At 37.8% G+C, this 26,794-nt stretch carries 22 protein-coding genes, 1 tRNA gene and 1 rRNA gene; 2 read left to right on the plus strand and 22 right to left on the minus strand.

From position 1 onward, the window contains the following. From F7888_RS16910 to queG, 8 genes are all read right to left on the minus strand, one after another. Positions 1–201, minus strand: a 16S ribosomal RNA gene (locus F7888_RS16910); the annotation flags it as partial. 421 nt (positions 202–622) lie between these two features. Further along, positions 623–1,384 (minus strand): alpha/beta hydrolase, encoded by a 762-nt coding sequence (locus F7888_RS16915; protein ID WP_191781482.1) that lies wholly within the window; start codon positions 1,382–1,384, stop codon positions 623–625. Between the two features lie 140 nt (positions 1,385–1,524). Further along, entirely contained in the window at positions 1,525–2,703 is a 1,179-nt protein-coding gene (gene yhbH / locus F7888_RS16920) for a sporulation protein YhbH (RefSeq protein ID WP_191781484.1), read from the minus strand. Between the two features lie 260 nt (positions 2,704–2,963). Continuing rightward, complete coding sequence (locus F7888_RS16925) at positions 2,964–4,859, minus strand: PrkA family serine protein kinase (protein WP_191781486.1); 1,896 nt, start codon at positions 4,857–4,859, stop codon at positions 2,964–2,966. Positions 4,860–5,050: 191 nt separating this feature from the next. Beyond that, positions 5,051–6,799 carry a sensor domain-containing protein gene (locus F7888_RS16930; RefSeq protein WP_191781488.1) on the minus strand — a complete coding sequence of 583 codons (1,749 nt, stop codon included), beginning with the start codon at positions 6,797–6,799 and terminating at the stop codon, positions 5,051–5,053. A gap of 406 nt (positions 6,800–7,205) precedes the next feature. Further along, positions 7,206–7,688: a tRNA (uridine(34)/cytosine(34)/5-carboxymethylaminomethyluridine(34)-2'-O)-methyltransferase TrmL gene (gene trmL, locus F7888_RS16935; protein WP_191781490.1), complete on the minus strand. Its 483-nt coding sequence runs from the start codon at positions 7,686–7,688 to the stop codon at positions 7,206–7,208. A gap of 121 nt (positions 7,689–7,809) precedes the next feature. Then, complete coding sequence (locus F7888_RS16940) at positions 7,810–8,700, minus strand: amidase domain-containing protein (protein WP_191781492.1); 891 nt, start codon at positions 8,698–8,700, stop codon at positions 7,810–7,812. Between the two features lie 105 nt (positions 8,701–8,805). Continuing rightward, positions 8,806–9,948, minus strand: coding sequence for a tRNA epoxyqueuosine(34) reductase QueG (gene queG, locus F7888_RS16945; protein WP_191781494.1), 1,143 nt, complete (start codon positions 9,946–9,948; stop codon positions 8,806–8,808). Positions 9,949–10,058: 110 nt separating this feature from the next. Here queG and F7888_RS16950 point away from each other — a divergent pair, with 110 nt between their 5' ends. After that, complete coding sequence (locus tag F7888_RS16950) at positions 10,059–10,727, plus strand: B3/B4 domain-containing protein (RefSeq protein ID WP_191781496.1); 669 nt, start codon at positions 10,059–10,061, stop codon at positions 10,725–10,727. A gap of 180 nt (positions 10,728–10,907) precedes the next feature. Here the strand turns inward: F7888_RS16950 and F7888_RS16955 are convergent. The 12 genes from F7888_RS16955 to F7888_RS17010 form a co-directional block, all read right to left on the minus strand. After that, positions 10,908–10,981: transfer RNA gene (locus F7888_RS16955), tRNA-Gly, on the minus strand. A gap of 193 nt (positions 10,982–11,174) precedes the next feature. Further along, on the minus strand, positions 11,175–11,681 hold the full coding sequence (locus F7888_RS16960) for a CBO0543 family protein (RefSeq protein ID WP_191781498.1): 507 nt from the start codon (positions 11,679–11,681) through the stop codon (positions 11,175–11,177). 139 nt (positions 11,682–11,820) lie between these two features. Beyond that, positions 11,821–12,858 (minus strand): Gfo/Idh/MocA family protein, encoded by a 1,038-nt coding sequence (locus tag F7888_RS16965; RefSeq protein ID WP_191781500.1) that lies wholly within the window; start codon positions 12,856–12,858, stop codon positions 11,821–11,823. 29 nt (positions 12,859–12,887) lie between these two features. Then, positions 12,888–13,646, minus strand: a complete 759-nt coding sequence (locus F7888_RS16970; RefSeq protein WP_191781502.1) for a response regulator transcription factor — start codon at positions 13,644–13,646, stop codon at positions 12,888–12,890. Continuing rightward, positions 13,627–15,450, minus strand: a complete 1,824-nt coding sequence (locus F7888_RS16975; RefSeq protein WP_191781504.1) for a sensor histidine kinase — start codon at positions 15,448–15,450, stop codon at positions 13,627–13,629. The genes F7888_RS16970 and F7888_RS16975 overlap by 20 nt, the downstream gene beginning before the upstream one ends. A gap of 131 nt (positions 15,451–15,581) precedes the next feature. After that, positions 15,582–16,880 (minus strand): ABC transporter substrate-binding protein, encoded by a 1,299-nt coding sequence (locus F7888_RS16980; RefSeq protein ID WP_191781506.1) that lies wholly within the window; start codon positions 16,878–16,880, stop codon positions 15,582–15,584. 287 nt (positions 16,881–17,167) lie between these two features. Then, positions 17,168–17,995 carry a carbohydrate ABC transporter permease gene (locus tag F7888_RS16985; RefSeq protein WP_191781509.1) on the minus strand — a complete coding sequence of 276 codons (828 nt, stop codon included), beginning with the start codon at positions 17,993–17,995 and terminating at the stop codon, positions 17,168–17,170. Further along, positions 17,995–18,927 carry a carbohydrate ABC transporter permease gene (locus F7888_RS16990; RefSeq protein ID WP_412096010.1) on the minus strand — a complete coding sequence of 311 codons (933 nt, stop codon included), beginning with the start codon at positions 18,925–18,927 and terminating at the stop codon, positions 17,995–17,997. Before F7888_RS16990 ends, F7888_RS16985 begins: the two co-directional genes overlap by 1 nt. A gap of 185 nt (positions 18,928–19,112) precedes the next feature. Further along, positions 19,113–21,689 carry an ABC transporter permease gene (locus tag F7888_RS16995; protein ID WP_191781513.1) on the minus strand — a complete coding sequence of 859 codons (2,577 nt, stop codon included), beginning with the start codon at positions 21,687–21,689 and terminating at the stop codon, positions 19,113–19,115. After that, positions 21,686–22,369: an ABC transporter ATP-binding protein gene (locus F7888_RS17000; RefSeq protein ID WP_191781515.1), complete on the minus strand. Its 684-nt coding sequence runs from the start codon at positions 22,367–22,369 to the stop codon at positions 21,686–21,688. The genes F7888_RS16995 and F7888_RS17000 overlap by 4 nt, the downstream gene beginning before the upstream one ends. Before the next feature lie 86 nt (positions 22,370–22,455). Then, on the minus strand, positions 22,456–23,457 hold the full coding sequence (locus F7888_RS17005) for a sensor histidine kinase (RefSeq protein WP_191781517.1): 1,002 nt from the start codon (positions 23,455–23,457) through the stop codon (positions 22,456–22,458). Between the two features lies 1 nt (position 23,458). Beyond that, entirely contained in the window at positions 23,459–24,148 is a 690-nt protein-coding gene (locus F7888_RS17010; protein WP_191781519.1) for a response regulator transcription factor, read from the minus strand. Positions 24,149–24,209: 61 nt separating this feature from the next. On the opposite strand from F7888_RS17010, the gene F7888_RS22860 reads away from it, so the two are divergent. Continuing rightward, positions 24,210–24,344, plus strand: a complete 135-nt coding sequence (locus F7888_RS22860; RefSeq protein WP_263601198.1) for a hypothetical protein — start codon at positions 24,210–24,212, stop codon at positions 24,342–24,344. 288 nt (positions 24,345–24,632) lie between these two features. Here F7888_RS22860 and F7888_RS17015 read toward each other — a convergent pair whose 3' ends face one another. Further along, positions 24,633–24,797, minus strand: a complete 165-nt coding sequence (locus F7888_RS17015; protein WP_191781521.1) for a hypothetical protein — start codon at positions 24,795–24,797, stop codon at positions 24,633–24,635. A 363-nt stretch (positions 24,798–25,160) separates the two neighbouring features. Next, on the minus strand, positions 25,161–26,756 hold the full coding sequence (locus F7888_RS17020; RefSeq protein WP_191781523.1) for a xylulokinase: 1,596 nt from the start codon (positions 26,754–26,756) through the stop codon (positions 25,161–25,163). Positions 26,757–26,794 lie beyond the last annotated feature (38 nt).

The raw sequence follows: 26,794 nt of genomic DNA on the forward strand, positions 1-26,794 counted from the left end.
TAGAACCATGTGGTTCTATTTATTATCCGGTATTAGCTCCGGTTTCCCGAAGTTATCCCAGTCTTATAGGCAGGTTGCCCACGTGTTACTCACCCGTCCGCCGCTAATCTTTGGGAGCAAGCTCCCAAAGATCCGCTCGACTTGCATGTATTAGGCACGCCGCCAGCGTTCATCCTGAGCCAGGATCAAACTCTCCAAAAAGAGTATTGATTGCTCAATCATTTGTTACTTGATAAAACGTTGACGCTTGTTTATTGTGTTCAGTTTTCAAAGAACTTTATTAAGTTATCACACTTAAATTATTATGTCAACATAATGTTTTTTTATAGAAACAATTACTGACAAGAAATTAATTATATCACATGAAGTCGTTTAAGTCAACTTCTGTGAAATTGTGATGAAATAATATGTCGCTCTGTTTTAGCGACTTTCTTATAATACCATTCCCGTTTAACATTGACAACAGGAAATGATTGGAAATTTAATTTAATTTAATTTAATTTAATAGAATCATATTTATAATGAAGCCACACTGAATTACTATTCTAAATATAATAAAAGAAGGAATACCTACACAGAAAAAAGCTGCCGGAGAAGCAGCCTAATTATAATAAATCCTCAATTATTCCTTTGGATCAGGTCCTTCTTCAGCTTCAAAGTCACCCAATACGTTATGTAGCCAGGAAACACTTAAATCAAACCATTTTGCAAAATCATTGTTTACTAGAGCTTGCCGTCCTGAGGAAGTCAATGGCTTTGCTAGTGAGAGTCCATGGACACCTTTTTGAAAAATATGTGATTCAAATGGGATATTTTTTTGATTTAAAGCTTGCATAAAGCTTAGCGTATTTTCTATTGGAACGACAGTATCTTCGAAAGTAGAGAATAGAAAGGTCGGTGGTGTTAAGTCATCTACCTCTAAATCAATTGAAGGAACCGGAAATGCAAGCACGCTTCCTAGTGTATCAAGAATACATGGATAACCCAGTATTAATGCATTAGGTCGGTGATTTCCCATTGTTGCCAAAGCTCCAGCCAGGTGTCCACCCGCTGAAAACCCGATGACTGCTATTTTCTCTGAATCAATACTCCAAGCGACCGCATTCTCTCTTATTTGTTTTATTGCCTCTTCGGCATCAGCTAAAGCAGTTGTGAAATTAGATTCTTGGCCTACAGTATACCTAAGAACAAAAGCATTAAATCCTTCAGCTAAATAGCTCAAGGCAATTGGTTCTGCTTCTCGATCAGAGGTGACATAATAGCCTCCTCCTGGAAAAATTAATACAGCAGGCCTAGTTTTAATATTATTAAAGGCTTCCGAATGATCTAATAAGTAAGCAGTCATTTCTGTTTTACTGTTTACTACTATTTTTTTTATGTCCATACAAACCCCTCCATTTGTTTCTCATTCAACTAGAAATCTTTATAATATATTATATATGAAAACGTCTACATCAACCATCAACAAAAAAACTGCCAATAAAGACAGTCAGGTTAGACTTCCTTTCTTGGCAGTTCTCTTACTTAAGCATACTTCTTATTTTCGTCTTCCTTCTTAAAGAAGTTCTTCATTGAATGGAACACATCGGCTTTTTGCTTGAGGATATAATAACGGAATTTCTCGTCTGAAATGTTTTTATACGCAGACATTAGGGTTGAATGACGGTTGTATTGATTCACTTCACCATAACCAAACATATTAGACACCTTCATTAATTCTGACACCAATTTGACACAACGAGCATTATCAGATGTTAGGTTATCTCCATCAGAGAAATGGAAAGGATAAATATTAAATCGTGATGGGTTGTATTTATCATCTATAAGTTCCAATGCCTTTCGATAAACTGATGAACAGATTGTTCCTCCGCTTTCTCCTTTTGAGAAGAAGTCTTCCTCGGAAACGACTTTCGCCTCAGTATGATGTGCAATAAATTCAATTTCTACCGTTTCGTATTTTGTCCTTAAGAATCGTGTCATCCAGAAAAAGAAGCTTCTAGCCATGTACTTTTCCCAGACTCCCATCGATCCACTCGTGTCCATCATCGCTAATACGACTGCCTTTGAATCTGGTTTCACGGTTTCATTCCATGTTTTGAACTTTAGATCTTCTTGAAAGATTGGATGGAAACTAGGTTTTCCTGACATTGCATTTCGTTTGTAAGCTGCCATCATTGTACGTTTTTTATCAATATTCCCCATTAGCCCAGTCTTACGAATATCATTAAACTCGATATCCTCCACTACATTTTGATCGCGTTCTTTTTGCTTAAGATTCGGTAATTCAAGCTCTTTGAACAGCGCTTCTTCTAATTCCATTAGTGAAACTTCAGCTTCATAGTAATCTTCACCCGCTTGATCGCCGGCTCCTTGCCCTTTTCCTGGACCACTTTGCCCTGGACTTGGAGAACCATCTCTTGCGATGACATCTCCTACTTGACTCTCTCCATCGCCTTGGCCTACATGTTTGTTTTTGTCATAGTTATATCTTATTTTGTACTCATCTAAAGACCTTATTGGAATTTTGACAACCTCTCTACCATTGGACATGACAATGTTTTCTTCTGTGATTAAGTCAGGTAAATTGTTCTTTATCGCTTCTTGAACTTTGTCCTGATGTCTCTTTTGGTCATCATGGCCTTTTCGGTGGAGGGACCAATCTTCTTGGGAAATGACAAAGTTCTTTTCATTACCTTTTGACAACGTAAATCCCCTCCTTAACTTATTTTCATTTTTTTTGCACACTTTTTCACAGTTTTACATACAGTATGTTGACGGGTTTTTAATGGGACCATCCTGTATCAAATAAAAGTGGATTACTTTATCCTATGCAAGAATAAGAAATTATTGACAAATAATTTTGAAAATTACATTTTTGTAAATTAAAAATAGACAAGTTCATCTGTTAGATAAAAAGAATCAGATCCCCTTATGGAATCTGATTCTTTTATAAGTACAATTAATTATCTGTTAAGTAAGCTTCCTACATAACGTAGTAGCTCATTGGCCGATGTAGAGTTATATCCATGTTCATCGATAAGTCTAGCCACAACCTCATTGACCTTTTTAAGCTGTTGCTCATCAGGTGTTTTTGATGATGTCGTAATTTTTACTACATCCTTTAGGTCAGCAAATAGCTTCTTCTGAATTGCTTCTCTTAATCTTTCGTGTGAGTTGTAATCAAATCGTTTCCCTTTACGAGCATATGCAGAGATTCGAATGAGAATTTCTTCACGGAAAGCTTTCTTTGCATTTTCAGAGATACCGATTTGTTCTTCGATGGATCTCATTAATTTTTCATCTGGATTCATTTCCTCACCAGTTAATGGATCACGTAATTTGTTTTTATTGCAATAAGCTTCTACATTATCTAGATAGTTATCCATTAATGTCTTAGCTGATTCTTCGTATGAATATACAAATGCTTTTTGAACTTCCTTCTTCGCAATTTCATCATATTCTTTTCTTGCAAGTGAAATGAAGTTTAAGTATCTCTCACGATCCTCATTAGAGATTGAAGAATGATGGTCTAATCCATCCTTTAGTGAACGGAGCACATCTAATGCATTTAATGAAGGAACCTCTTTACGAATAATGGTTGAAGAAATTCGGTTGATGACATAACGAGGATCAATTCCGCTCATTCCTTCATCCGGATATTCCTTCTTAAGCTCCTCAACATCTACAGAATTAAAGCCTTCCACACTTTCTCCATCATAGAGACGCATTTTCTTAATGAGGTCAATATCACCTTTTTTAGGTGCTTTTAAGCGAGTAAGGATAGTGAACATCGCTGCCACCTTTAATGTATGTGGTGCAATATGAACATTATTTACATCACTGTCTCTAATCATTTTTTCATAGATTCGCTCTTCTTCTGAGACTCTTAAATTATATGGAACTGGCATCACGATAATACGAGAATGCAAGGCTTCATTTTTCTTATTAGATATAAATGAGCGATACTCTGTTTCATTTGTATGGGCAACAATTAACTCGTCAGCAGAAATCAAGGCGAATCTTCCCGCTTTGAAATTTCCTTCTTGAGTCAGTGATAATAGATGCCACAAGAACTTCTCATCACACTTAAGCATTTCCTGGAATTCCATCATACCTCGGTTGGCTTTGTTAAGTTCTCCATCAAAACGATACGCACGTGGATCTGATTCTGAACCATATTCTGCAATCGTTGAGAAGTCGATGCTACCTGTTAAATCAGCAATATCTTGGGATTTTGGATCAGATGGACTAAATGTTCCGATTCCGACACGCTTATCCTCAGACAGGAAGATTCGTTCCACCACCACATCTTCAATACGCCCACCATATTCCTTTTGCAGTCTCATCATATTCAGTGGTGAAAGATTCCCTTCAATTCGAACCCCATATTCATCATAAAAGTCACCACGCAGATGATGAGGGATTAAATGCAGGGGATCTTCATGCATTGGGCAGCCCTTAATCGCATAGACAGCACCACGATCTGTAAGGGTATAAGCTTCCATTCCTCTCTTCAACATCGTGACCAATGTCGATTTACCTCCACTAACTGGCCCCATCAATAGCAAGATTCGCTTTCTTACATCAAGTCGTTTTGCAGCTGGATGGAAATACTCTTCAACCAATCTTTCTAACGCTTCCTCTAAGCCAAAAAGCTGGTGGTCAAAAAATTTATATTTTCTTTTTCCGTTGACATCTTCAATACCGGCGTCTTTTATCATATTATATACTCTTGAATGAGCTGATTGTGCAACCCATGGTTGCTCCTTAACAATTTCCAAATACTCAGCAAAGGTGCCTTCCCACTGCAGACGCTGTTCTTCTTCACGAAACTTCTCTATTTTTTTTAAGATATCCATATAGGCCTCCTCGATAATTGGTGATGATGACTCTGCGTGTTAATACAATTTATGCGAGTATGTCCTCCAACATGCGTTTAAATTGCAAAGAAAATCTTCATCCCTTTATTCGAGTGAGGTAAAAAGAAAGCCAGATGCCTATTCCTCCAACTCCAATTGTTGGAAAAAACATCTGACTTTTTTATTTCTGTTTAACAAGGTTGATAATTTCTTCGTTGTCCTTGTTCTGCAAATTCGTTCACTAAAGCTGGTACCTGATTTGCTGGTACAGGTTTACTAAAGTAATAACCTTGTCCCATCATACATCCAAGTTCTTTTAATAATTCCAACTGTCTTCCTGTTTCTATCCCTTCAGCAATGACGTTGAAATGAAGATTTCTACCGAGATCAATGATGGTTTTCACGATAAGACGGTCATCCTCATCAAATGTTTGAATAAAGGATTTGTCAATTTTGAGACTCGTAATCGGTAAATGCTTCAGACGATTTAAGGACGAATAGCCCGTACCAAAGTCATCAATTGAAATATTGACGTTATAAGAAGATAATTCTTTTAGAATTTGCAATGAATGATCAAAATTATGAATGGTCGTTTCAGTAACCTCTAATTCAATATACTTAGGGCTAAGCTGAATACAATCTAATATATTTAGATAATCACTCATAAACAAAGGATCATTAAATTGGATGGGTGAAATATTGACGGCAACATGTGAAATTTCAAGTCCCTCATCTAACCATTTTTTCATTTGCCGACTAGTTTCCTTCAAGACCCATTTTCCCACAGATTTAATTAAACCGGTCTCCTCTAATACGGGAATAAATTCCTCTGGTGATACATGACCGAATTTGGGACTTCGCCATCGCAGAAGAGCTTCGACACCAATCATCGTACCTGTTAAGGTATTAACAATCGGCTGATACTCAAGCGAGAGCTCTTTTTGCTCGAGGGCATGATACAATTCTATTTCTAAAAAATAACTTCTTGTGGCAACACTGTTAAGTTGAGCGGTATGAAATCGGTAATGATTTCCGCCCTTTTCTTTAACCGTATACATCGCAATATCTGCTTCTTTAATGAGATATTCAACTAGCCGATCAATTTCCCCTCGTGATTTCCCCTTTATTAAAGGATTTATGCTAATTCCAATACTTGGACTAATTGAAATTGACCGCTTTCCGATAAGGAATGGAATCGAGAACGCTTTCAAAATTGCAGATGCAAAACCTTCAGCTTCATGGTGATCTTTTACCTTCAAAAGAATGACAAATTCATCTCCCCCAATTCGAGAAACGAATGCATTGTTTTGTAAGCAATGCTTAAGTCTTTCAGCGACCTTCACCAAAGTAGAGTCTCCGAAGTTATGGCCGAAGGTATCATTTATTTTTTTAAAACGATCTAAATCAAGAAATAAGACAGCAAGATACGGTTCAGTTGATGGGCAGAGGAAACACTCTTTTAGTTGCTTTCTCAATAAATTTCGGTTAGGAAGGTTGGTTAACTGATCATAGAACGCAAGCTGTTTGATTTTCTCTTCATACTTTTTGCGTGCTGTTATATCATTCCGGATTGAAATATATTGATACGGCTGTCCTTCTTCATTTAAAAATGGAACAATCGTTGTATCGACCCAGTAAAACGAACCGTCCTTTGCTCGATTCCGAATCTCACCCTTCCATACTTCTCCATTTCCAAGCTTTTTCCATAGATTCTTAAAAAACACTTTTGAATGATATGATGAATTCACCAATCGATGGTCTTGTCCAATTAATTCATCATAGCTATATTTAGATATTTGACAAAATTTCTCGTTAACATAATTTATCATTCCCTTACTATCAGTGATCGCAACAATGGAAGATTCATTTAACGCATAATCTATATCCTTCAGCTTTTTCAAAGCCATCTTTAATTGTTCTTCAATAATTGCACCTCTCATGTATACGCTCTCTTTCTATTCAATTTGTGCTTTTTCATGATTACATCTTACTACTTTTTCTACATCCAAAACGGTGGAACTTGTGTAAATGTTATGACGATAGTCAGATTGTACGAAAAGTATTTTTGGTCATTGGAATAGTTTAAGAAACAATGAACATCTTAAAATTATAAAGGCCTGAAGAAAAAAGAAAACTTTGTCCTCTAATTCCATTCACAAGAAGAATCGGTTAAGATATAATTATCCTATTGAAAGGGATTTCGTGACGAAGGAGGAGTTAAGATGAGATTACTACTTGTATTAGGCGTAAGCTTAGCTTTTTTATCAGCGATCTTTGCATCAGGGTACGATGATAAGCCAGGTGCGAAAAGCAAATAAAAAAACGACCTTTTGTAGGTCGTTTTTTTTATGAGAGTTCAGGGTAATTTTGTTGACGTAATGCTTCATAAATGAGAATCGCTGCCGTATTTGACACATTCAGTGATCTCACATTTTCAGTCATTGGTAGTCTTAAACAACGGTCCATATTTTTTTCAATCAATTCTTTTGGTAACCCGTTTGTCTCTCTTCCAAATACAAAGAAATGATCTTTTTCCACATTACTATAATCAAAAGAGCTATGTGTCTTCTGGCCGAATTTTGTAATATAGTAAAATTCACCTTGTGAATTCTTCTCAAATAACTCTTCTAATGAATCATAGTATTGTACATTTACATATTGCCAATAGTCCAAACCTGCTCGCTTCAGCATCTTATCATCAGTCGAGAAGCCTAGTGGCCTAATTAAATGTAAAGTTGTATTTGTTGCTGCACATGAACGTGCAATATTTCCTGTATTTGCTGGAATTTCTGGTTGATATAAAACGACATTTAGTCCCACAATTTTCACCTCTGTGCTATTATAACACTCTCTACTTTCAAATTTGTAGTAGCAGGATTGAACTTTTTTAGTGTGCTGGCTTTTGGATGCCTGGCACCAGGAACGAATGAAGCGCTATAACCGCCCCCAATTAGCCATTCATTATCGAAAAGAATTTGTATTTAATATTCGGTGTATAGGCGGTGGAGTCTTCGTATGCCCAATATCTCATGCGACTATTTTGGGTGTGAGCATTGACCAATGGCATGTCATCTTTGTCTTTTGCGACGACGATGGTCGTGTGGTCGAAGCGACCGTCACCTTCGAAATCATAGCAAATGACATCCCCAACCAGTAAGTCCTGTGGACTGTCTACTTCTTTTGCTTGTACTCCGCCCGCACCACCCAAATGCCACCTCAAGGAATGTGCTACAGACCAGCTATAACTCCATTTGTTGTTTCTCATCCACCAACCTTTGCTTTGGTCAGGGTAGCCATTCATTGGTACTCCCCCGGCATGAAGGCATTGTGACACATAATTCGTACAATCAACTTCAAATGTCTTAAAAGCAGGATTGTAATTATTCCACCAACGTTCTGCATATTTCACTGCTGCTAATCGATTATACTCATATCGAACACGTATATCAGATTGATTTCCTCCATCTACTGCAACCGAAAATTTTTCTTCCTCTATAGGTTGGTGAACTTCATCATCAGTGATTAATTGATTATCCTGATAGACTGCAACTCTATCCTCACAATGTTCTTCAATATAGAGTGTATCCTTTTGTTTAACTAAATATTGATAATGGACATGATACTGTAATCGAGTCTCATCGTTTACCATTTCTTTTTCTTTTATTTGACACTCTGCCTGACATTTAATAATTTCTGCGGAACGAGAACGATAGGTCTCTTGTTTCTTTTTTATTTTATCGAGTTCCTTTGTATTAATGATGGCAGAATTTCTTTGGCTTGCCTCATTTCCTACATAAAGTTGGACTTTGCTGTATATCAATCTCTCTAGTTGCTCCTTCACACTTCCACCAACCTTCATAAAAATTCTTACACTAATATGTATGTCAAAGGCGTTGGAGTAGAATAAAAAGAACCGATTACACGTCTAGAGTGCATCGGTTCTTTGTTATCTTTCTAATTTAGCAAGCATTGAGATTCCTTTATTAATTTCCTGTTGAACCTCTTCGTCCTTTTCTTTTGCGGACGCTTTTTCGAGAATGGCCATGCCCTCTGCTTGACCGATTTTCCCTATAGCCCAAGCTGCCGTTCCTCTTATCACCGGGCGCGGGTCTTCCATAATCAGTTTCTCTAAATCTGGAATCGCCGATTCATCCTTAAAGTGTGCAAGACCAATAATCGCGTTACGCTGTATTGGTTTTTTCCCTCTCCATGATCCAGAGATGGAGCCGTATTTTTCTTTAAATTCTTTATTACTTATGTGGAGCAAGCTTTTTAGTTTCGGTTTTGCGATTTCAGGATCTGGCTCCATTTCTTCATGCAAATGAAAATCCTTCCCCTTGTTCTCCGGACAAACCGTTTGACACGTATCACATCCATATAATCGATTCCCGATTTTAACCCGATATTCATCCGCCAAAAATCCCTTTGTTTGGGTTAAAAAGGCGATGCATTTGTTTGAATCCAATTGGCCTCCCTGCACAAGTGCATTCGTCGGACAAACCTCAACACACTTATTGCAACTGCCACATCGATCTTCCATCGGCGTATCCGGTTCAAATGGGATATTGGTAATCATTTCACCTAAATATACGTACGATCCGAACTCTGGTGTAATGATTGAACAGTTCTTCCCACTCCAGCCAATGCCCGCTCGTTCTGCGACAGCCCGATCAGATAATTCTCCTGTATCGACCATTGATTTCATATGGGCAGAAGGTACTTTTTCAAGAATAAAGGCTTCTAATTTTTGCAGGCGATCTCTTAAGATATGATGATAGTCTTGACCCCAAGAGGCACGACAGAAGATTCCACGACGATCCTCCTTCGTCGATTTTGGAGGATTTTTCATCTTAGACGGATAAGCTAGTGCAATCGCAATGATCGATTTCGCCTGTGGAAGTAACACCTCAGGCTCCGTTCTTTTAGTAATATCGGATTCCTCAAAGCCTGACTGATAACCTAATTGCTGCTGAGTAATTAAGCGAGCCTTTAAGCCATCAAATACAGATGCGGTAGTGAAGCCGATTTTATCAATACCAATGGTTTGACTATATGCGATGATTTCTTCTTTTAATTGTTTATAGTTCATGCTCTTTTAGTCCTCCTTTCCTTCAAAATATCTATGGACAAGCTCTGACATTTCGTTGTAATCCATCTGTTATGGTAAACTATTTTTAGTAGAAATTGGAGGGAGAAATTTTGGAAATTACCATCTCACAATCACTAAAAAACGTAGTACCTGATTTTAAAATCGGTGTCATTGAGTATTCTAACATTGTTGTTGCTGACTCACCACAGATGGTGAAGGGTCGACTTCAATTATTTCAGGAAAACATCTTTTTTGACCTTGATGAAAAAGATGTTTCTGCTTATGAAGGTTTAAGAGAGTGGAAAGCTGTCTTCAATAAGGTTGGTACTGATCCAAACCGATATCGTCCATCCGTTGAAGCTCTCTATCGTCGAATTAAAAAGCAAAATTACATCACTACGATTCATTCTGCGGCTGATGTGAACAACTTCTTTTCTTTGCAATACGAGGTTCCAATTGGAATTTACGATACTGATAAGCTTCACGGAGAGTTCATTGAGATCGGAATAGGTTCAACAACCGATGAGTACGAAGGTATTAATGGAAGAATCATGTCAATGGAGAAGAAGATCATTAGCAGTGATGCCGAAGGTGCTTTTGGTAGTCCTATCGTTGATTCAGCTCGTACTAGTGTGACAACGTCAACGAAGAATGCTTTGCAGCTCATTTATCTTAAGCCATCCATGAGCAACAGTGAAGGACTTGAGCTTATTCAGTCCTTGAAAAACATGTTTGTTCAAATTCATGGAGGAAGTGCAAACGCACGTGTGATTGACTAATTATTTGAGGCAATTTGCTTATAAGCAGGTTGCCTTATTTAGTGAACTTTATAAACAAGCAGGCTGAATCTCAATTTCAAATAATTTATATTTAAAAACATGCTTATTTATTTAAACACATTAAAAAACGCAATAACCCGTTTGACTAGAAACGAACTACTACGTTGTGAATAATATGTATGGAGCGGGTGATGAGAATCGAACTCACGACATCAGCTTGGAAGGCTGAGGTTTTACCATTAAACTACACCCGCATGTTGGATTTGTTGTTTATGATTATAACAACTAAATTATGAACATGCAATCCTTTTTCAATAAAAAAATGCTTGAAATTTGTCGAATGAATCTTGAAAATAAAAACAGGTTATAGAACCTGTTGAGAACATAAATAATATTATCACGGTAATTAATTAGAATCAAGTGTTTTTTTAAAAAAATTATTTCCTTCTATTTTATAGGTACATTAAAGTATTTTAATAAGAAAAGAATGATAATCACTGAGAGTCCATATGTAAGTATTGGCCTTGTGTAATGAAGTCTAAGCATCCCATACATCACTGGATAAAAGAGGAGATCCATCCACACCTTGTAACCATGATGAAATTCTAATCTATCCGTCCGATAAATGAAATATGTCACTAGGAAGGAGCCGATAACCCAAACAATTATATACTTCAACTTCCTTCCTAGCGATAATGTAAAAGGATAATTCCCCAAATATAACAACGTGATCGCCGGTAGGATAATAAAGGTATAGATTAAATCAACTAGAATATGTGACTCTTTTAGGAGGTCTGGTCGATACTCCCACAATAAATAATCATAACATAAGAGGTTATAAAGCAAATTGCAGGTAATGATATAAAAAATCGTCAGCCCATATTTATGAAGATTTCTCCAATCACCCTTAAAATAACCAAGGATTAGCACAACTAACGCAATAAATATATGCATAAACTCAACCCTCACTTCCCACTCAGCATTTGTTATAGTTTATCCACAAACATCTCAATACAATCGTTAGAATAAAACGGTAATTTTTTACATTCCAAAAAAAGTAGACAAGCATATGCTCACCTACTTTTTCCTTCTATTAAAATTTAATGCTTTCACCTGTTAAGCTACTTTGATAAATGGCATCAATTATTTTTGATACTTGTAAGGCTTCATGAGGTGCTACAATAGGCTCTTCTTTTCCTAAGCAACTATGAACAAAATTACGAGCTTGCGTGATTCCCGGATCGTCCTCACCCTCGATATAGTCTGCTGTGGTATTTAATAGCATCCCATATTTCGATTGGTTGAATTGGAACGGAAATAAATCGATGCCACCAGTCTCACCTGAAATACTCACACTTTCCTCATCAGATTGAATATTTGCTGCCCATGATGTTTCGAATAAAAGGGAAGCACCATTAGAGAATTTAATATAAGCAGTGACATGATCATCGACATCAAATGTTTCGTGGTCAAAGCTGCCCCACATATTGACTTGATTTGGCATTTTACTTAGCCGATTATAGGTTGAACCTACAACTTCTACAGGCTCAGGATTTCCAAGCAGCCATAATGACAAATCTAAGAAGTGACAGCCAAAATCGATTAAGCTTCCTCCGCCTTGAAGCTCTTTATTTGTAAAAACACCCCATCCAGGAACTTTCCGTCTTCTTAGCGCTTTCGCTCTTGCTACAATTGGTTCACCAATCTCTTGCTCCAAAATTACACGCTTTGCCGCTTGTGAATCCTTCATAAATCGATAATGATAACCAATCGATAATACCTTCTCCGCCTTCTTTGCTGCAGCGATCATTTGATCACATTCAGCTGTATTCATTGCCATTGGCTTTTCACATAAGACATGAACCCCTGCCTCAAGTGCTGCAATTGTAATCTCCGCATGAAACTTATTTGGTGTGCAAATCGTGACAGCATCGACATGTTCAAACATATCCTTGTAGTCATTGAATACCAATGGTATGTTGAATTTTTCAGATACACTTTTTGCTGTTTCATGATTCACATCACTAACGGCTTCGATTGTGACATCCTCTGATAATTGTTGAAAGGCAGGAATATGACGACCTTGTGCAATTCCTCCTGCGCCGATAATTCCCATACGTAATTTACTCATAAGTACCCCCATCTTGATTGCGTCTTTTGTTAGTTTGACAATACTGAATTTCTGTATTCATTCGGCGACATCCCCATTGATTTTTTGAAGACCTTGCTGAAATACTTTTCATTTTGATAACCAATTTGATAGGCAATTTCATAGATCTTCAAATTGGGATGATGAAGTAGTTTCTTCGCCTGTTCAATTCGAATTCTCGTTAGATAATCCGTAATCGTTTCTCTAAATTCTTGCTTAAATCTTCTAGAGATATATTCCCTACTTAAGAAAAATTGATCAGCAATTTCCTGCAAGGTGATCTCCTGCATATAATGATCTTTTAGAAATTGCTCAATTTCTTGCATGCTACTCTTTTCTTTTGGATCATCATTGGGAAGAGATCCAATACCAAAATCCTCACTTAAACCGTTGCTTTCCTCCAACCATTCATTAACTGCTCTTTCCAATGTCTGATCAAGAATTTCTGGATCAATCGGCTTAAGAATGTAGTCAAAGCTCCGATAATAGATCGCATTTCGCATATATTCAAAGTCATCATAACCACTAATCACAATCGTTTTACAATGAATATTTGAGGAATGCAGCCACTTTAATAGGCAGATTCCATCCTTTTTTGGCATTCTCATATCTGTGAAAATAATTTCTGGTGTATGCTCGGCAATTAGCTTCATTGCCTCCTCACCATCTTGAGCCTCAAATATGTGATTTATTCCAAACTTATCCCAATCAGCTAATAGAGTAAGTCCTTCTCGTACATGTCTCTCATCATCAATGATCATCGCCTTCAATTAATCCACCCCTTGCGATGATTGGCAGCTTCATTGTTACTAATAGCCCACCCTCATCATGATTTTCAAGTAGTAATGCAGCGTCTCCATTGTAATAAAGCTTTAGACGGACATAGACATTTTTTAGCCCGATATTGGTTTCTTCTCCATGCCCCCTACGATTTCCTTCTTCAAAATGCTGATATAATTCAATGAGTCTTTCCTCCGTGATTCCAGCCCCATTGTCGCTAATCTGAATTTGAAGATAAGAGTCAACCTCAGTACATTTCAAGTGAATTTTTCCAACACCATCCCGAATATCAAATCCATGCTTAAAATAATTTTCAATGATTGGCTGAATCACCATTTTGGGAATCGGAACAAGTCCCATTTTCTCATCAACTTCAATCGAATACTCTAGATTTTCACCAAACCGTTCCTTTTGTAGTAAGAGATAGGCTTTCGTATAATTGACTTCTTTGATTAATGGTACCATTTGTTCATCTGTATTCATCCCATACCTCATAATTTTCGATAAATGGGTAATCAGAGTATAAATCTGTGGTACTTTATTTTTCAAAGCTAATGTCCCAATGGATTGTAATGCATTGTATAGAAAATGAGGATTTATTTGAGACTGTAGTACCTTTAATTGATTTGTTTTATTTTCTAATTCTAGCTTGTATTCCCGATTAATGAGGTCATTGATTTTCTCAATCATTCCTTTGAATCGATCTCCCAGAATCCCAATTTCATCCTTGCCACCAAGCGAGGTAAATTGCACCTGCATATTCCCTTCTTCTACCTGTTGAATATTTTGAAGGAGAATTCGAATCGGTGATGTAATCTTAAAAGTGACAAATAACGTTGCTAAGATCACGAGTAACAACCCTAATATCCCAAAAAGGATGTTAATCTTCGTTACTTCAAAAGCGCTTTCATACAAGGTCGAAGAAGGAATTCTCTTCACTAAGATCCAGCCACCTGCTGATTCCTCTAGCTTGTTATACAGCATAACCCCTTCAAAATGATCTTCGTCTAGCTCTTTCATGCCACTTTCTTCTTTACTATGAAGCAGCTGCGAAATCCAACCCTGTTTCCCTTCATTTCCTATCACCTCAGGATTTGAGCTGTAGACTAACTCTCCTTGTGGTGAAAGGATATAGAATTCCTCTCGATCCTCATGGTAGAGATTTTCACTTATTTGCAAGATTTCATCAGGAGATACCTCTAATGAAATATAGGCAAGAATATCGTTCGAAGGAATATTAGTAAATGCCCGGTGGACCGAAAAAACATTTTTAGGGCTGGATTTAACAATCGAGTCATCTCCAACTTGATAATGCATAGGTTCGATGTACATATGATAAGGGCTGTCATAGGTTTTTTGATAATAATCCAAATAACTTTCTTTAATCTCTGACGAAAATACAATCGTTGAGCGCTTTGAGATCGAGATGAACTTGTTGTATTCGAGAAATGAAATATAGACCCGATCTATATTTTCTTCGGCATATAAAATCGTTTGCAACACATTCTTCATCTTTGTCACGGTTAAATAGTTATTTTCCATCGTGGAAGATCTCATAAACGTCATAAATTCTGGATTATTATATAAGGAAAGTGTTAGACCATTAAGCTCCTTTATGTAGCTTTGTAGATTGACCTTCCCTTGGTATAGTAGATTACTATTTTCTTGAACCACCTGGTTCTTAATCGATTCCTTTGTATGAAAATAAGTAATCAGAATTGAGGAACCAAACGGAATAATCGTAGCAATTAATAATAAAATAATCAATTTATTTCTTATGCTTTTTCCAAACACCTGGTTTCCTCCCATTAAGCAGGACTCAATTTTAGTATAGAGGATTGAAGCTACTTTTGATATAGAAATAACTATAGAAAGCACATCCTTTTGAAAAGACGTGCTTTCTATAGTTTGATTGATTATAAGAGTTATTTCAGATTATCCCATGTTGATTGTAATCGTTCTAAGACAGTTTCGTAATCGATTTTTCCAGTAGCATATTCTTGAATTGTTGCAGCAAATTCTTGGTTTGCTCCATCCGGCCAGCTGAACCATGTCCATGGGATCGTCTTATCATCCTTGGAATATTCTAAAATCGATTGACCTAAATCACCTAAACCAGTTGGCTCAATATTATCGAACGCTGGAATAAAAGCAAATTCTTCCGTAATATATCGCTTACCTGTTTCAGAGCTAACCATCCAATTTAAGAATAGTTTTGCTTCTTCTAGATGTTCAGAGTTCTTATTCAACACCCAGTTATTAGGTACACCCACTGGTAAGCGGTCTGATGCAGCTTCATCATCATTGATTGGAATTGGTAAGAATGCCATGTTGATTTCTGGATTAACTTCAGTAATCATGTTCTCAGTCCAGTTCCCTTGTTGAAGCATGGCTGTTTGGCCAGAAGCGAATAATGTCACTTGAGTGTTGTAGTCTGTTGTTAATGGATTTTCATTTCCAAATTCAATCTCAGTATCTATTACTTCTTTGAATGCTGTAAATTGCTCATTTCCTACAATCGTTGTAGAGCCATCATATAGTCCTTCAATAAATGCTGTTGGATCATCTTGTTGAGCAAATGGAATATTTAATAAATGCTGACCAATGACCCACCATTCACCATAACCTGCTGCAAATGGCGTAATACCATTGTCTTTAAGTTTTTGTGCAGCTGCTTTTAGTTCCGTAACTGTTGTTGGCGGCTCTGTAATTCCAGCTTGCTCGAATAAATCTTTATTATAAACAAATCCGTAGCCTTCTAAGTTAACAGGCATGCCATATAATTTCCCATCTGTATCAGTCGTTGGAACTTTTCCGATTGGCAATACATGCTCTACCCAAGGTTCATTTGAAAGGTCAGCTAAATGTTCTTTCCAAAGCTCTAACTCTTTGAAACCACCATTGTTAAAAATATCAGGCTTTTCTCCAGAAGCAAATTTTGCTTTTAATGCAGCACCATAGTCAGCACCACCACCAACCGTTTCAAGCTTTACCTTGATATTTGGATGCTCTGCTTCGAATTCGTTGATCATTTCTTGTAGTTGATCAGCAATTTCTACTTTGAATTGGAAGAAGTTGAGTGTAACTACCTCATCTCCACCCTTTGATTCACCTGTGCCTTCGTTTGAATTTCCGTCAGTTGTTGAATCATTAGAACATCCTGCGATGATACCTACCATTAACAAAAGTGAGATACAAATTAGTAAAAAACGGCTTTTTTTCATTTCATTGACCTCCTTATATGTGTTGTTTTTTTCTATAGACTGTTTTCAACTAGAGTATTGCTAATAAGCCGCAGCCAGAATACACTCCGCGTCCAGTGGGGTGAACAGTGAGCCTCCTCGTCGCTTAAGCTCCTGTGGGGTCTCACTTAGTTCACAAATCCCACAGGAGTCTCCGTGTATTCTGTCTGCTAGTTACTTGATGATATCCATACAACAAACTTTGAGAAAACAGTCTTTATATATAATCTTTTGTTCATGTTACAAAAGGTTATAACCTTCTTGATTTGTTACTTAATAGACCCAGCTGCTATTCCTTTGATGATGTGCTTTTGTAGGAATAGGAAGAATATGATTACAGGTGTGATTCCAAGTACGAGAGCGGCTAGCCCCATGTCCCACTGCTTTGTATATTGGGCGAAGAATGAGCTCGTTGCAAGTGGAATCGTTCTTAAATCGGCATCCTGTAAGACGAGCATTGGTAATAGGAAATCATTCCAGATCCAAAGTGTATTTAATATCACCACTGTCACTGTGATTGGTTTTAACAATGGAAAAACAATTCTCCAAAACACCCCAAATTGACTACATCCATCTACTCTAGCAGATTCTTCAATTTCTACTGGAACAGTCTTCACAAAACCGTGATAAAGGAACAGTGATAATGGGACACCGAATCCAAAATACATGATTACTAGACCAGGAATACTATTGATTAGCCCTAATGCTCCACCAAGCTTCATTAATGGAATCATCACTGTTTGGAATGGGATGACCATTGCTGATACAAAGAAGACAAATAAGATTTTACTAAGCTTCCCTGGGGTTCTCACCATTTTCCAAGCAGCCATCGAGCTGATGACAATGAGCCCAATGTTACTGAAGACAGTAATCACTAATGAGTTCCAGAAGGCTTTTGGGAAATTAATAATATCCCACACCTTCACATAGTTCGTAAACAAGATTTCTTTTGGCCATGCTGCAGCATCTAATAAAATTTCAGCAAAGCTTTTCACTGAATTCACGGCCACAAAGTAAAAGGGGATGAGGAAAATCAGTCCAATGATAATCCCAATAATTTCAAGTGTAAAGGTTCTACCTGTATATTTTCGGTTCACTATGCCTCAACCTCCCTTTTCTTCGTAGATAATACTTGAACGGTCGTGAAAATCGCGACAACTAGGAAGAATAATATCGATTTTGCAGTTCCCAATCCATAACGATTATGGAGGAACGCTTCTTGATAAATATTGATAGCAACTGATTGTGTTGAGTTGAACGGTCCCCCACCAGTTAACGATAGATTCAAATCAAAGATTTTGAATGCCATTGATATCGTAAGGAAGAAGCAAATTGTAAATGCTGGTAGAATCAATGGGATCAGGATATTTTTTAGAATCGACCAGCTATTGGCTCCGTCTATTTTCGCTGCCTCCAATAGAGAAGTATCAACCCCTTGTAATGCAGCGATATAAATGACCATCATATACCCGCTGATTTGCCATGCAAAGACAATCACAATTCCCCAAAATGCTGTTGTTTCATCGCCAAGCCAAGCGAGCTTAAAGAATGGAATATTTGTGATCGCACCAACTGATGCAAATCCTTTTACAAAAATAAATTGCCAGATAAACCCTAATAATAATCCCCCAATCACATTCGGGATAAAATAAACAGTTCGTAGGATGTTCTTCGTTTTGAGTGCAGCATTTAACAAAAGTGCTAGACTAAATCCAATCAGATTACTGATGATCACAGCAGCAAACATGAATTTCGTGGTAAAAATAAATGAGTTCACGAATTTATCGTCATTTGTAAAAATCTTAATATAGTTCTCTAACCCTACCCATTCAATGTTTGAACTAATCCCGTTCCATGATGTAAAAGAATAATAGATTCCCATAAAGAACGGAAGGATTTGAATGACGAGGAAAAACAATAGCGCTGGACCAACAAAAGCAGCGTAGCTTAGAACTTTTTTTAATGTAGCCTTTCTCTTTAATGCAACTTGTGCTTTTGTCGTAGCACTTGCTTGAGGATCAATTTTCATATTCATTTGCTCACCCCTTTTATCTTGTAAACGCTTTCTTTATTTATTCATTATAGATGATGTAAGCGTTTGTTTAGGGTATCTTAATTGACTAAAAGAGTATACTATGTTGACCTTCTAATCACAAAATCGTCCACTCCACATAAAAAAAGCCTCCATCGCGCAATGATGAAGGCTGTCTCATTCTAAATATTCTCTTGTTTCAATCCATCAATAATGTTCTCGTTCTTAATCTTGCCGATCGAATACAGCATAGCTGAACTTACGATAATAAAAATAGCGACAATAACAAATAGGATATTCAGCCAAGGTAAAGTAAAATTATACGAAAATGTTTCACTTACTGACCTATAGATTAAGAACATAACTGCGATACTAATTGGTAGACCGTATAATAGCGCCTTAACACCATAGAAGATACTTTCATAGTTTATCATCTTATTAAAGCCTTTCGGTGTCATTCCAACTGACTTCAGCATCGCAAATTCACGCTTCCGCAGGGAAATACTTGTTGAGATCGTGTTAAAGATATTTGCAATCGAAATCAAGGAAATCAAAGTGATAAATCCATAAGTAAATACCGACATAATCGTGATGATTTGTTGTTCCTGTTGTCTATGCTGATGTACATTGAATACATTCATATTTGATGGTACTAGTTCTTCAAGTGCTTTTTGTGTCACTGTAGTATCGTCACTATTCATATAGAGAGAGGCACTCGCATATTTATCGTCCTTATCTCCCATGAAATGATTCATCGTTTCAAGCGGGACAATAACATCTAGTCCTCCAATACTTGCTGAAAATACCCCAATCGGCACCTCTGCTGTTAATGCACCAATTTGAATTTCCGCAATCGGACTTGTTTCGCTCGTTTCATAATCTAATAAGTTAAGATTTAGCTTATCACCTTCAGTAGCTTTGATTGACTCCGATACCATGAACTTAGATGCTTCATAATCATAATAAGATATTTCATCAATCACAATCGCAGTTGGTTGTTCCGGATCCTTGAACTGCTCCAAGTCTGCTCCAATCTTGGTTGCAAAGGCACTAAAACTCGCTTCATCTAACCCATACACATTTACATAATATTCATATTTTCCATCAGTAGCAGAGAAAGACTCTTTGTTATCATACATTTCTTTCGGTAGGTCCTCTTCATCAATCAATGTATGGAGCGACGTTTTCTTCTGGATGCTATACTCAGTGATATTATCCAATTGAGTTAACTGCTCAAATTTTGCGATATCCTCAGTATCCCCCGTTACAGAGAAATCAAAATTAATGCCATCTTGTGAAAGCTCAACCGATTTCCCTAAGCTTGCGGTAAAATAGGAAACCGACAAGAATAGAATGATACTAATAACAAGTGAGAAGACCGTCGCTTGATATCTTCTTTTATTTCTCTTCATATTCTTCAAACCAATTTCAGCTTCTATTCCAAATATTCTTCGGACAAGCTTCGATGTTTTCACCGTTTTCCTTGATAATTTCACATCCTGGGTTTGGCGAATCGCATCAATGGCTGAAATCTTCGATGCTTTTCGAGCTGGCAAATACGTTGATATAAATATCGTAACAATTGAGATAAGTGAAGCCACCACAACCAAAACAGGTGTGACAACAACTTGGAGCTTTTCTGAGACTCCTAACGCATCTCCAATAAATGTATTAAGGAACATAAATGTTACAGTGATACCACCAATTCCAGCTAGTATCCCAAGTGGAATACTAATGACTCCAATCACAGCCCCTTCGAAAAAGACTGAGTTTCGTTTTTGCTTTTTGGTTGCTCCCACACTTGAAAGCATCCCTAAATGTCTAGCACGCTCAGACACACTAATCGCAAAGGCATTATAGATCAACGAGACTGAACCTATAATAATGATAGTCATAATAATGGCAAGCAAGGAGTATAAAGTAACACGTAAATTATCATGATTTGTTACCCCATAAAAACGAAGTAAATCTGAATTATAACTAACTTGTTCAATATTATTCTGTTTGGCAAGCTCTTCAGCATGTTTATAGAGAGAACCGTTTACTTTTTCCAGAACAACAACAGCATCTACAACATCTGTCGGTGCAAGTGAAGCTTTATCAATATAATTTATCATTGTATAGCCTGGTGACCAAACAGGCTCCCACTCTGGTTGCTTGATGGTACCAACAATCGTAAATGTTTCAGTTGATTCAATTTGTAACTCTTCAATGACTCCATCAGAACTTGCTTGGAGAGAGTCGCTCTGTCCTAATGGTTCACTTCTTCCTTCTGCGTATCGTTGACCAATATCAAGCGTCAATTCATCACCGATTTTATAGCCATTCCCCGTATCCTGAGCGATTTTCTCTGAGATGACGACTTCATTTTTCGCCATTGGAAGACGTCCCTCACTTACCTCGATTGGAAACTGCTGTAACCCTTGTATATTGTATTCTTTGACAAAGATATAAGGCTTGTCTTTCAGGGTAGCTCCCTCTAATTCGGCATAGCCTCGGTCAGTAGAAAGAACTAACGTTTTTGTTTGACTATCTTTTTCAATCGCTTCGATCTGATCGATGTTTACATTTTTATACTTAACATGCCATTCTCCATCCATAGCAATAGCTTGTCTTTTCAATAAGTCCAAAAAAGACTCACCAAGCGTTGCAACTGCTGTAACCATCGCAACTGAGATAATGACACCAATAATCGTTACAAGCGTTCGTTTTTTATTTTCCTTTAAGTGACGTAATGTCAGTTTGTTGATGATGTTCACGGACGAATCACCTCATCCTTAGCAACCTTTCCGTCCTCAATTGTAATCACACGATCAGCCTGTAATGCAATTCGCTCATCATGAGTAATAACAATCAGCGTCTGATTATAGGTTTTATTAAACATTTTCAACAGCTCCATAATCTCGCCACTATTCTTACTATCCAGGTTCCCTGTTGGCTCATCGGCTAGCATAATCGCAGGATTACTAATTAACGCTCTCCCAATCGATACACGCTGCTGCTGCCCACCTGATAACTGATTCGGCAAATGATTCAAGCGCTGACTTAACCCTAATATCGAAACAATATCCTCAAACTGCTTCCGATCTACTTTTTGTTCATCTAATAACATAGGCAGAGTAATATTTTCCTCTACTGTTAAAATCGGAATCAAATTATAAAATTGATAAATTAACCCGATTTGTCTTCTTCTAAAAATCGCTAATTGTGTTTCGTTTAGATCATAAATATCAGTATTATCAACTAGAACCTTACCATTCGTTGGTCGATCCACCCCACCTAATAAATGAAGCAGAGTTGATTTCCCTGACCCTGATGGTCCAATAATCGCAACAAATTCACCCTTCTTAATTGAAAATGAAATATCATCGAGCGCCTTAACAGCAGTCTCACCCTTGCCATAAACCTTAGACAGATGTTCTATTTTTAAAATATCCATTGTTTCGCCTCCAAATGTTGATGTTGACTAAAGTATATCTGCCTAATATGACTATTAAGTGACTAGAAAAGTGACAATTTATTCACTTAAGCCCGCTTGTAGAATTTCAGTTGAAATGCTGTTCCCTTTCCGGTCTCACTCTTCACTTCAATATCCCCCTGCTGACTAGTAATAATACTATAGGCCATCGCAAGGCCAATACCAACACTATCCTCACCAGCATTTTTTCCTTTATAAAAGCGTTTGAATATATAGGGAAGATCTTCTCTCGCAATCCCTTTGCCATTATCTTTGATCGTGATTTCGGTGAATAGCGCATTTTCAGAAAAAGTGATTGAAATCTCTCCCCCTTCCTTCGTATGCTCTACACAGTTCTTTAATATATTTATGATTGCTTCTGTCGTCCAATTGAGATCACCAATGAAAGAAACAGAATTCTCACCTGTCACTTTTAAATTTTGCTGTTTAATATCCATTGGAATTAATACTGGTTCTACTGCCCTTTGAATGACTTCATTAACATAGACTTGATTCTTTTTAAAAACAATCGTCCCTGCATCCATTTTCGATAGCTTTAATAATGAAGAAACTAGCCACTCCATTCGTTCTAATTGAATTCGGATATGATGAGTAAATTCCGTTCGTTTTGCCTCATCCAGCTTCTTATCACTTAATAGATCCGCCATCACCATCATTGACGTCAGAGGCGTCTTCAATTGATGAGAAATATCAGAGATTGCATTCGTCAACTTCACTTTGTCCTGTTCCAAATAGGAGCTATGCTCTGAAAGCATATTCGTAACTTTATAAATATCGCTTTTTAAAATACTCAACTCACCCTCGAAGTTATCTCGAACGTCTAAGCCATAATCCCCGTTACTAATACGGCGCAGGTAACTTGAGAGCTTCGCAATTTCCTGGTACCTCCATTTTGTAAAAATCAAACTGCAACCGACGAAAATAAGCGACGTGATTAAAACGAACATCGCAGCTTGAGTTGATAGAAGGAAAGCAGTAGCAACAGTCGTCAACAGAGTAATAGAGCATAAAATCAGGATATACCATTTGATTTCTCGATTTCGTAGCATGTTAATTTCCCACCTTGTAACCCATTCCACGTACTGTTTTTATAATTGTTGGCTGCCCCGGGTTGTCCTCCAGCTTTTCTCTCAATCTCTTAATGTACACAGTCAAAGTGTTGTCGTTCACGAAATCTCCAGCTACATCCCAAATACGATCAAGGAGCTGAGCTCTCGTGAGAACTTGTCCAATATGATTAGCAAAAATCAGGAACAGTCGATACTCTAAAGCAGTCAACGAGACCTCTTCTCCATTTTTATAAACCTTTCCTTCTAATGTATTGATTCGAATATTCTCTATCTCAATATCTGTTTTCGGTTGTTGCGTTTGCTGCTTATTGTAACGACGTAAAACAGACTTAATCCTAGAAAGTAGCTCACGAATACGAAAAGGCTTCGTAATATAATCATCCGCTCCCATATCAAGACCCATCACGACATTCACTTCATCATCAAAGGCCGTAAGAAAAATGACAGGCTTGTCACTACGCTTCTTCACCATTTCACATAACTCATAGCCACTGCCATCAGGGAGTGACAAATCAAACATACATAAATCTATCTCATCCATTTGCGTCATGAGAACCTCTTTTGCGGATTCCACATTGTGACACAGAATCGTCTCATAGTCCTCCTGACGCAAGGAATATTCCAGTCCCATCGCAATCGTCTTATCATCTTCAACCAATAACACCTTCATGACCAACATCCTAACCTGGGTATTTTCTTTTATCATATTTGATTATGAGGGGCTCGTCAAAATGGACGAGGCTTATCAGCTAGAGTCTGACGGTGGGCTTTCGTTGAATCATGATGCAGCTTCATCGAATGATTCTGTTCTTCCGTTGAATTATGCTGAACTTTCGTCAGATTCCTCTCTCTTTTCGTTGAATTAGCTTTCTCAGCCAGAAAGGCGGAGGCCTTTCGTTGAATCACGCTACTCTTTCGTCGGATTCCGCTTCACTTCCGTTGAATTCTTACCACTTTTCGTTGAATCAAGCTTCCTCAGACAGAAAGGCGGAGGCCTTTCGTTGAATCATACTGCTTTTCCGTTGAATTGCACTCCACTTTCGTTGAATTCCTACCACTTTTCGTTGAATTAGCTTTCTCAGCCAGAAAGGCGGAGGCCTTTCGTTGAATCATACTGCTTTTCCGTTGAATTGCACTCCACTTTCGTTGAATTCCTACCACTTTTCGTTGAATGAATCTTCAAAACCAGAAATGCGGAGGCCTTTCGTTGAATCATACTGCTTTTCCGTTGAATTGCACTCCACTTTCGTTGAATACTTACCACTTTTCGTTGAATTAGCTTCCTCAGCCAGAAAGGCGAAGGCCTTTCGTTGAATCATGCTACTTTTCCGTTGAATTGCACTCCACTTTCGTTGAATTCCTACCACTTTTCGTTGAATGAATCTTTAAAAACAGAAAGGCGGAGGCCTTTCGTTGAATCATACTGCTTTTCCGTTGAATTGCACTCCACTTTCGTTGAATACTTACCACTTTTCGTTGAATTAGCTTCCTCAGACAGAAAGGCGATTGCCTTTCGTTGAATCACGATACTCTTTCGTCGGATTCAGCTACACTTTCGTCGGATTCCAACCGCTTCCCCGTCTCCACTTCCCTAATCCGGACAAATCATGTCCCATTCATCGTGCCTGTCACCAAAAAAAGCGACAAGAGAACATATCCCTTGTCGCTTTCTACCATTCTATTTACAAATTCTCTACAGCTGCTCTTTCAATCGCCAGCCCCTTCATGTAGCGTTGCATAAATTGTTCAAAGCCTTCTACATCCTTTGGATCAGGGGATATCGTCGTTCCCGCTTCTCCTGCAAAGACCTTCTCATTTAGAAACTCGTCTAATGTTTCTTCACCATTTTTATTAATCATATAAGCAGCAAGCAGGGCAATTCCCCACGCTCCGCCTTCACCTGCTGTTTCCATGACAGATACAGGCGTATTAAGGGCAGCCGCCATAATGCTTTGTCCCACAGCTTTTGTCTTGAACAAGCCACCATGACCAAGAATTTCATCCAACTTCACTTTTTCTTCTTTTAATAGAATATCCATGCCAATTTTCAATGCACCTAATGCCGTGAATAAATGTACACGCATGAAGTTTGGTAATGTGAAATTGCTATCAGAAGAACGAACAAACAATGGACGACCTTCTTCAAAATGAGTCATATGCTCACCTGATAGATACCCATAAGCTAATAAGCCTCCAGCATCTGGGTCACCTTGAAGAGCTAAATGATAGAGTGTTCCATATAACTGGTTCATATCCACATTCATACCCATCGCTTTTGAAAATTCCTCAAACAGTCCCACCCAAGCATTCAAGTCCGAGGAGCAGTTATTCGAATGAGCCATTGCAACTAAATGTCCTGTAGGCGTTGTTACAAGGTCAATCTCTGAATATACTTTTGAAAGCTCTTTTTCCAGGACAACCATGGCAAATACAGAGGTTCCAGCAGATACATTACCAGTTCGCTTCGCTACACTATTTGTCGCAACCATGCCAGTCCCAGCATCACCTTCTGGTGGACAAAGTGGAATACCAGCCTGCAGTGCTCCACTAGGATCTAATAATCTTGCACCAACTTCTGTCAGTACCCCAGCATTTTCCCCTGCGACTAGCACGTTGGGAAGGATATCTTCAAGCTTCCATGGTAGATTCCTAGATTCAATCAACTCATTGAACTGATTCATCATCGTTTGATTGAAGCTCTTCGTATTTAAATCAATTGGGAATACCCCAGAAGCTTCTCCAACCCCAAGCACCTTCTCACCAGTTAATTTCCAATGAACATAACCCGCTAGTGTTGTTTGGAAGCTAATCTCTGAAACATGCTCTTCCTGATTTAAGATCGCTTGATATAAATGTGCGATACTCCATCGTTGTGGAATTTGATAGTTAAATAGGCTTGTTAACTCTTTTGAAGCTTGTTCCGTTATATTGTTTCGCCAAGTACGGAAAGGAACAAGGAGCTCTCCCTCTTGATCAAAAGCCATATACCCATGCATCATCGCACTAAAACCAATTGACCCAACCGTCTTAAGAGTCACTCCGTATTGCTGCTTCACATCGTTTGCCATCTTTTGATAGCTGTCTTGTATACCGTTCCAAATATCCTCCACACTATATGTCCATATATTGTTCACATAACTATTTTCCCAATCATGACTACCAGACGCGATTGGTGCATGATTTTCACCAATAAGTACTGCTTTAATTCTAGTAGAACCAAGTTCAATCCCAAGTACTGTTTTGCCACTCTCAATGGAATTTCTTATCTCAACACTCATGAAATTTTCCTCCAATAATAGATTAAACGCTTTCATTT

It is taken from the genome of Litchfieldia stipae (assembly GCF_014837155.1).
Classification (GTDB): Bacteria; Bacillota; Bacilli; order Bacillales; family Bacillaceae_L; genus Litchfieldia.

Excerpts from the sequence above, each read along its gene's own strand:
- F7888_RS17010 (WP_191781519.1), bottom strand. The coding sequence starts at position 24,148 with ATGAAGGTGTTATTGGTTGAAGATGATAAGACGATTGCGATGGGACTG.
- F7888_RS16915 (WP_191781482.1), bottom strand. The coding sequence starts at position 1,384 with ATGGACATAAAAAAAATAGTAGTAAACAGTAAAACAGAAATGACTGCT.
- F7888_RS16965 (WP_191781500.1), bottom strand. The coding sequence starts at position 12,858 with ATGAGTAAATTACGTATGGGAATTATCGGCGCAGGAGGAATTGCACAA.
- F7888_RS16960 (WP_191781498.1), bottom strand. The coding sequence starts at position 11,681 with ATGCATATATTTATTGCGTTAGTTGTGCTAATCCTTGGTTATTTTAAG.
- F7888_RS16930 (WP_191781488.1), bottom strand. The coding sequence starts at position 6,799 with ATGAGAGGTGCAATTATTGAAGAACAATTAAAGATGGCTTTGAAAAAG.
- F7888_RS17005 (WP_191781517.1), bottom strand. The coding sequence starts at position 23,457 with ATGCTACGAAATCGAGAAATCAAATGGTATATCCTGATTTTATGCTCT.
- F7888_RS17020 (WP_191781523.1), bottom strand. The coding sequence starts at position 26,756 with ATGAGTGTTGAGATAAGAAATTCCATTGAGAGTGGCAAAACAGTACTT.
- F7888_RS16925 (WP_191781486.1), bottom strand. The coding sequence starts at position 4,859 with ATGGATATCTTAAAAAAAATAGAGAAGTTTCGTGAAGAAGAACAGCGT.
- F7888_RS16980 (WP_191781506.1), bottom strand. The coding sequence starts at position 16,880 with ATGAAAAAAAGCCGTTTTTTACTAATTTGTATCTCACTTTTGTTAATG.
- F7888_RS16990 (WP_412096010.1), bottom strand. The coding sequence starts at position 18,927 with ATGAAAATTGATCCTCAAGCAAGTGCTACGACAAAAGCACAAGTTGCA.
- F7888_RS17000 (WP_191781515.1), bottom strand. The coding sequence starts at position 22,369 with ATGGATATTTTAAAAATAGAACATCTGTCTAAGGTTTATGGCAAGGGT.
- F7888_RS22860 (WP_263601198.1), top strand. The coding sequence starts at position 24,210 with ATGGACGAGGCTTATCAGCTAGAGTCTGACGGTGGGCTTTCGTTGAAT.
- F7888_RS17015 (WP_191781521.1), bottom strand. The coding sequence starts at position 24,797 with ATGATTCAACGAAAGGCCTTCGCCTTTCTGGCTGAGGAAGCTAATTCA.
- queG (WP_191781494.1), bottom strand. The coding sequence starts at position 9,948 with ATGAACTATAAACAATTAAAAGAAGAAATCATCGCATATAGTCAAACC.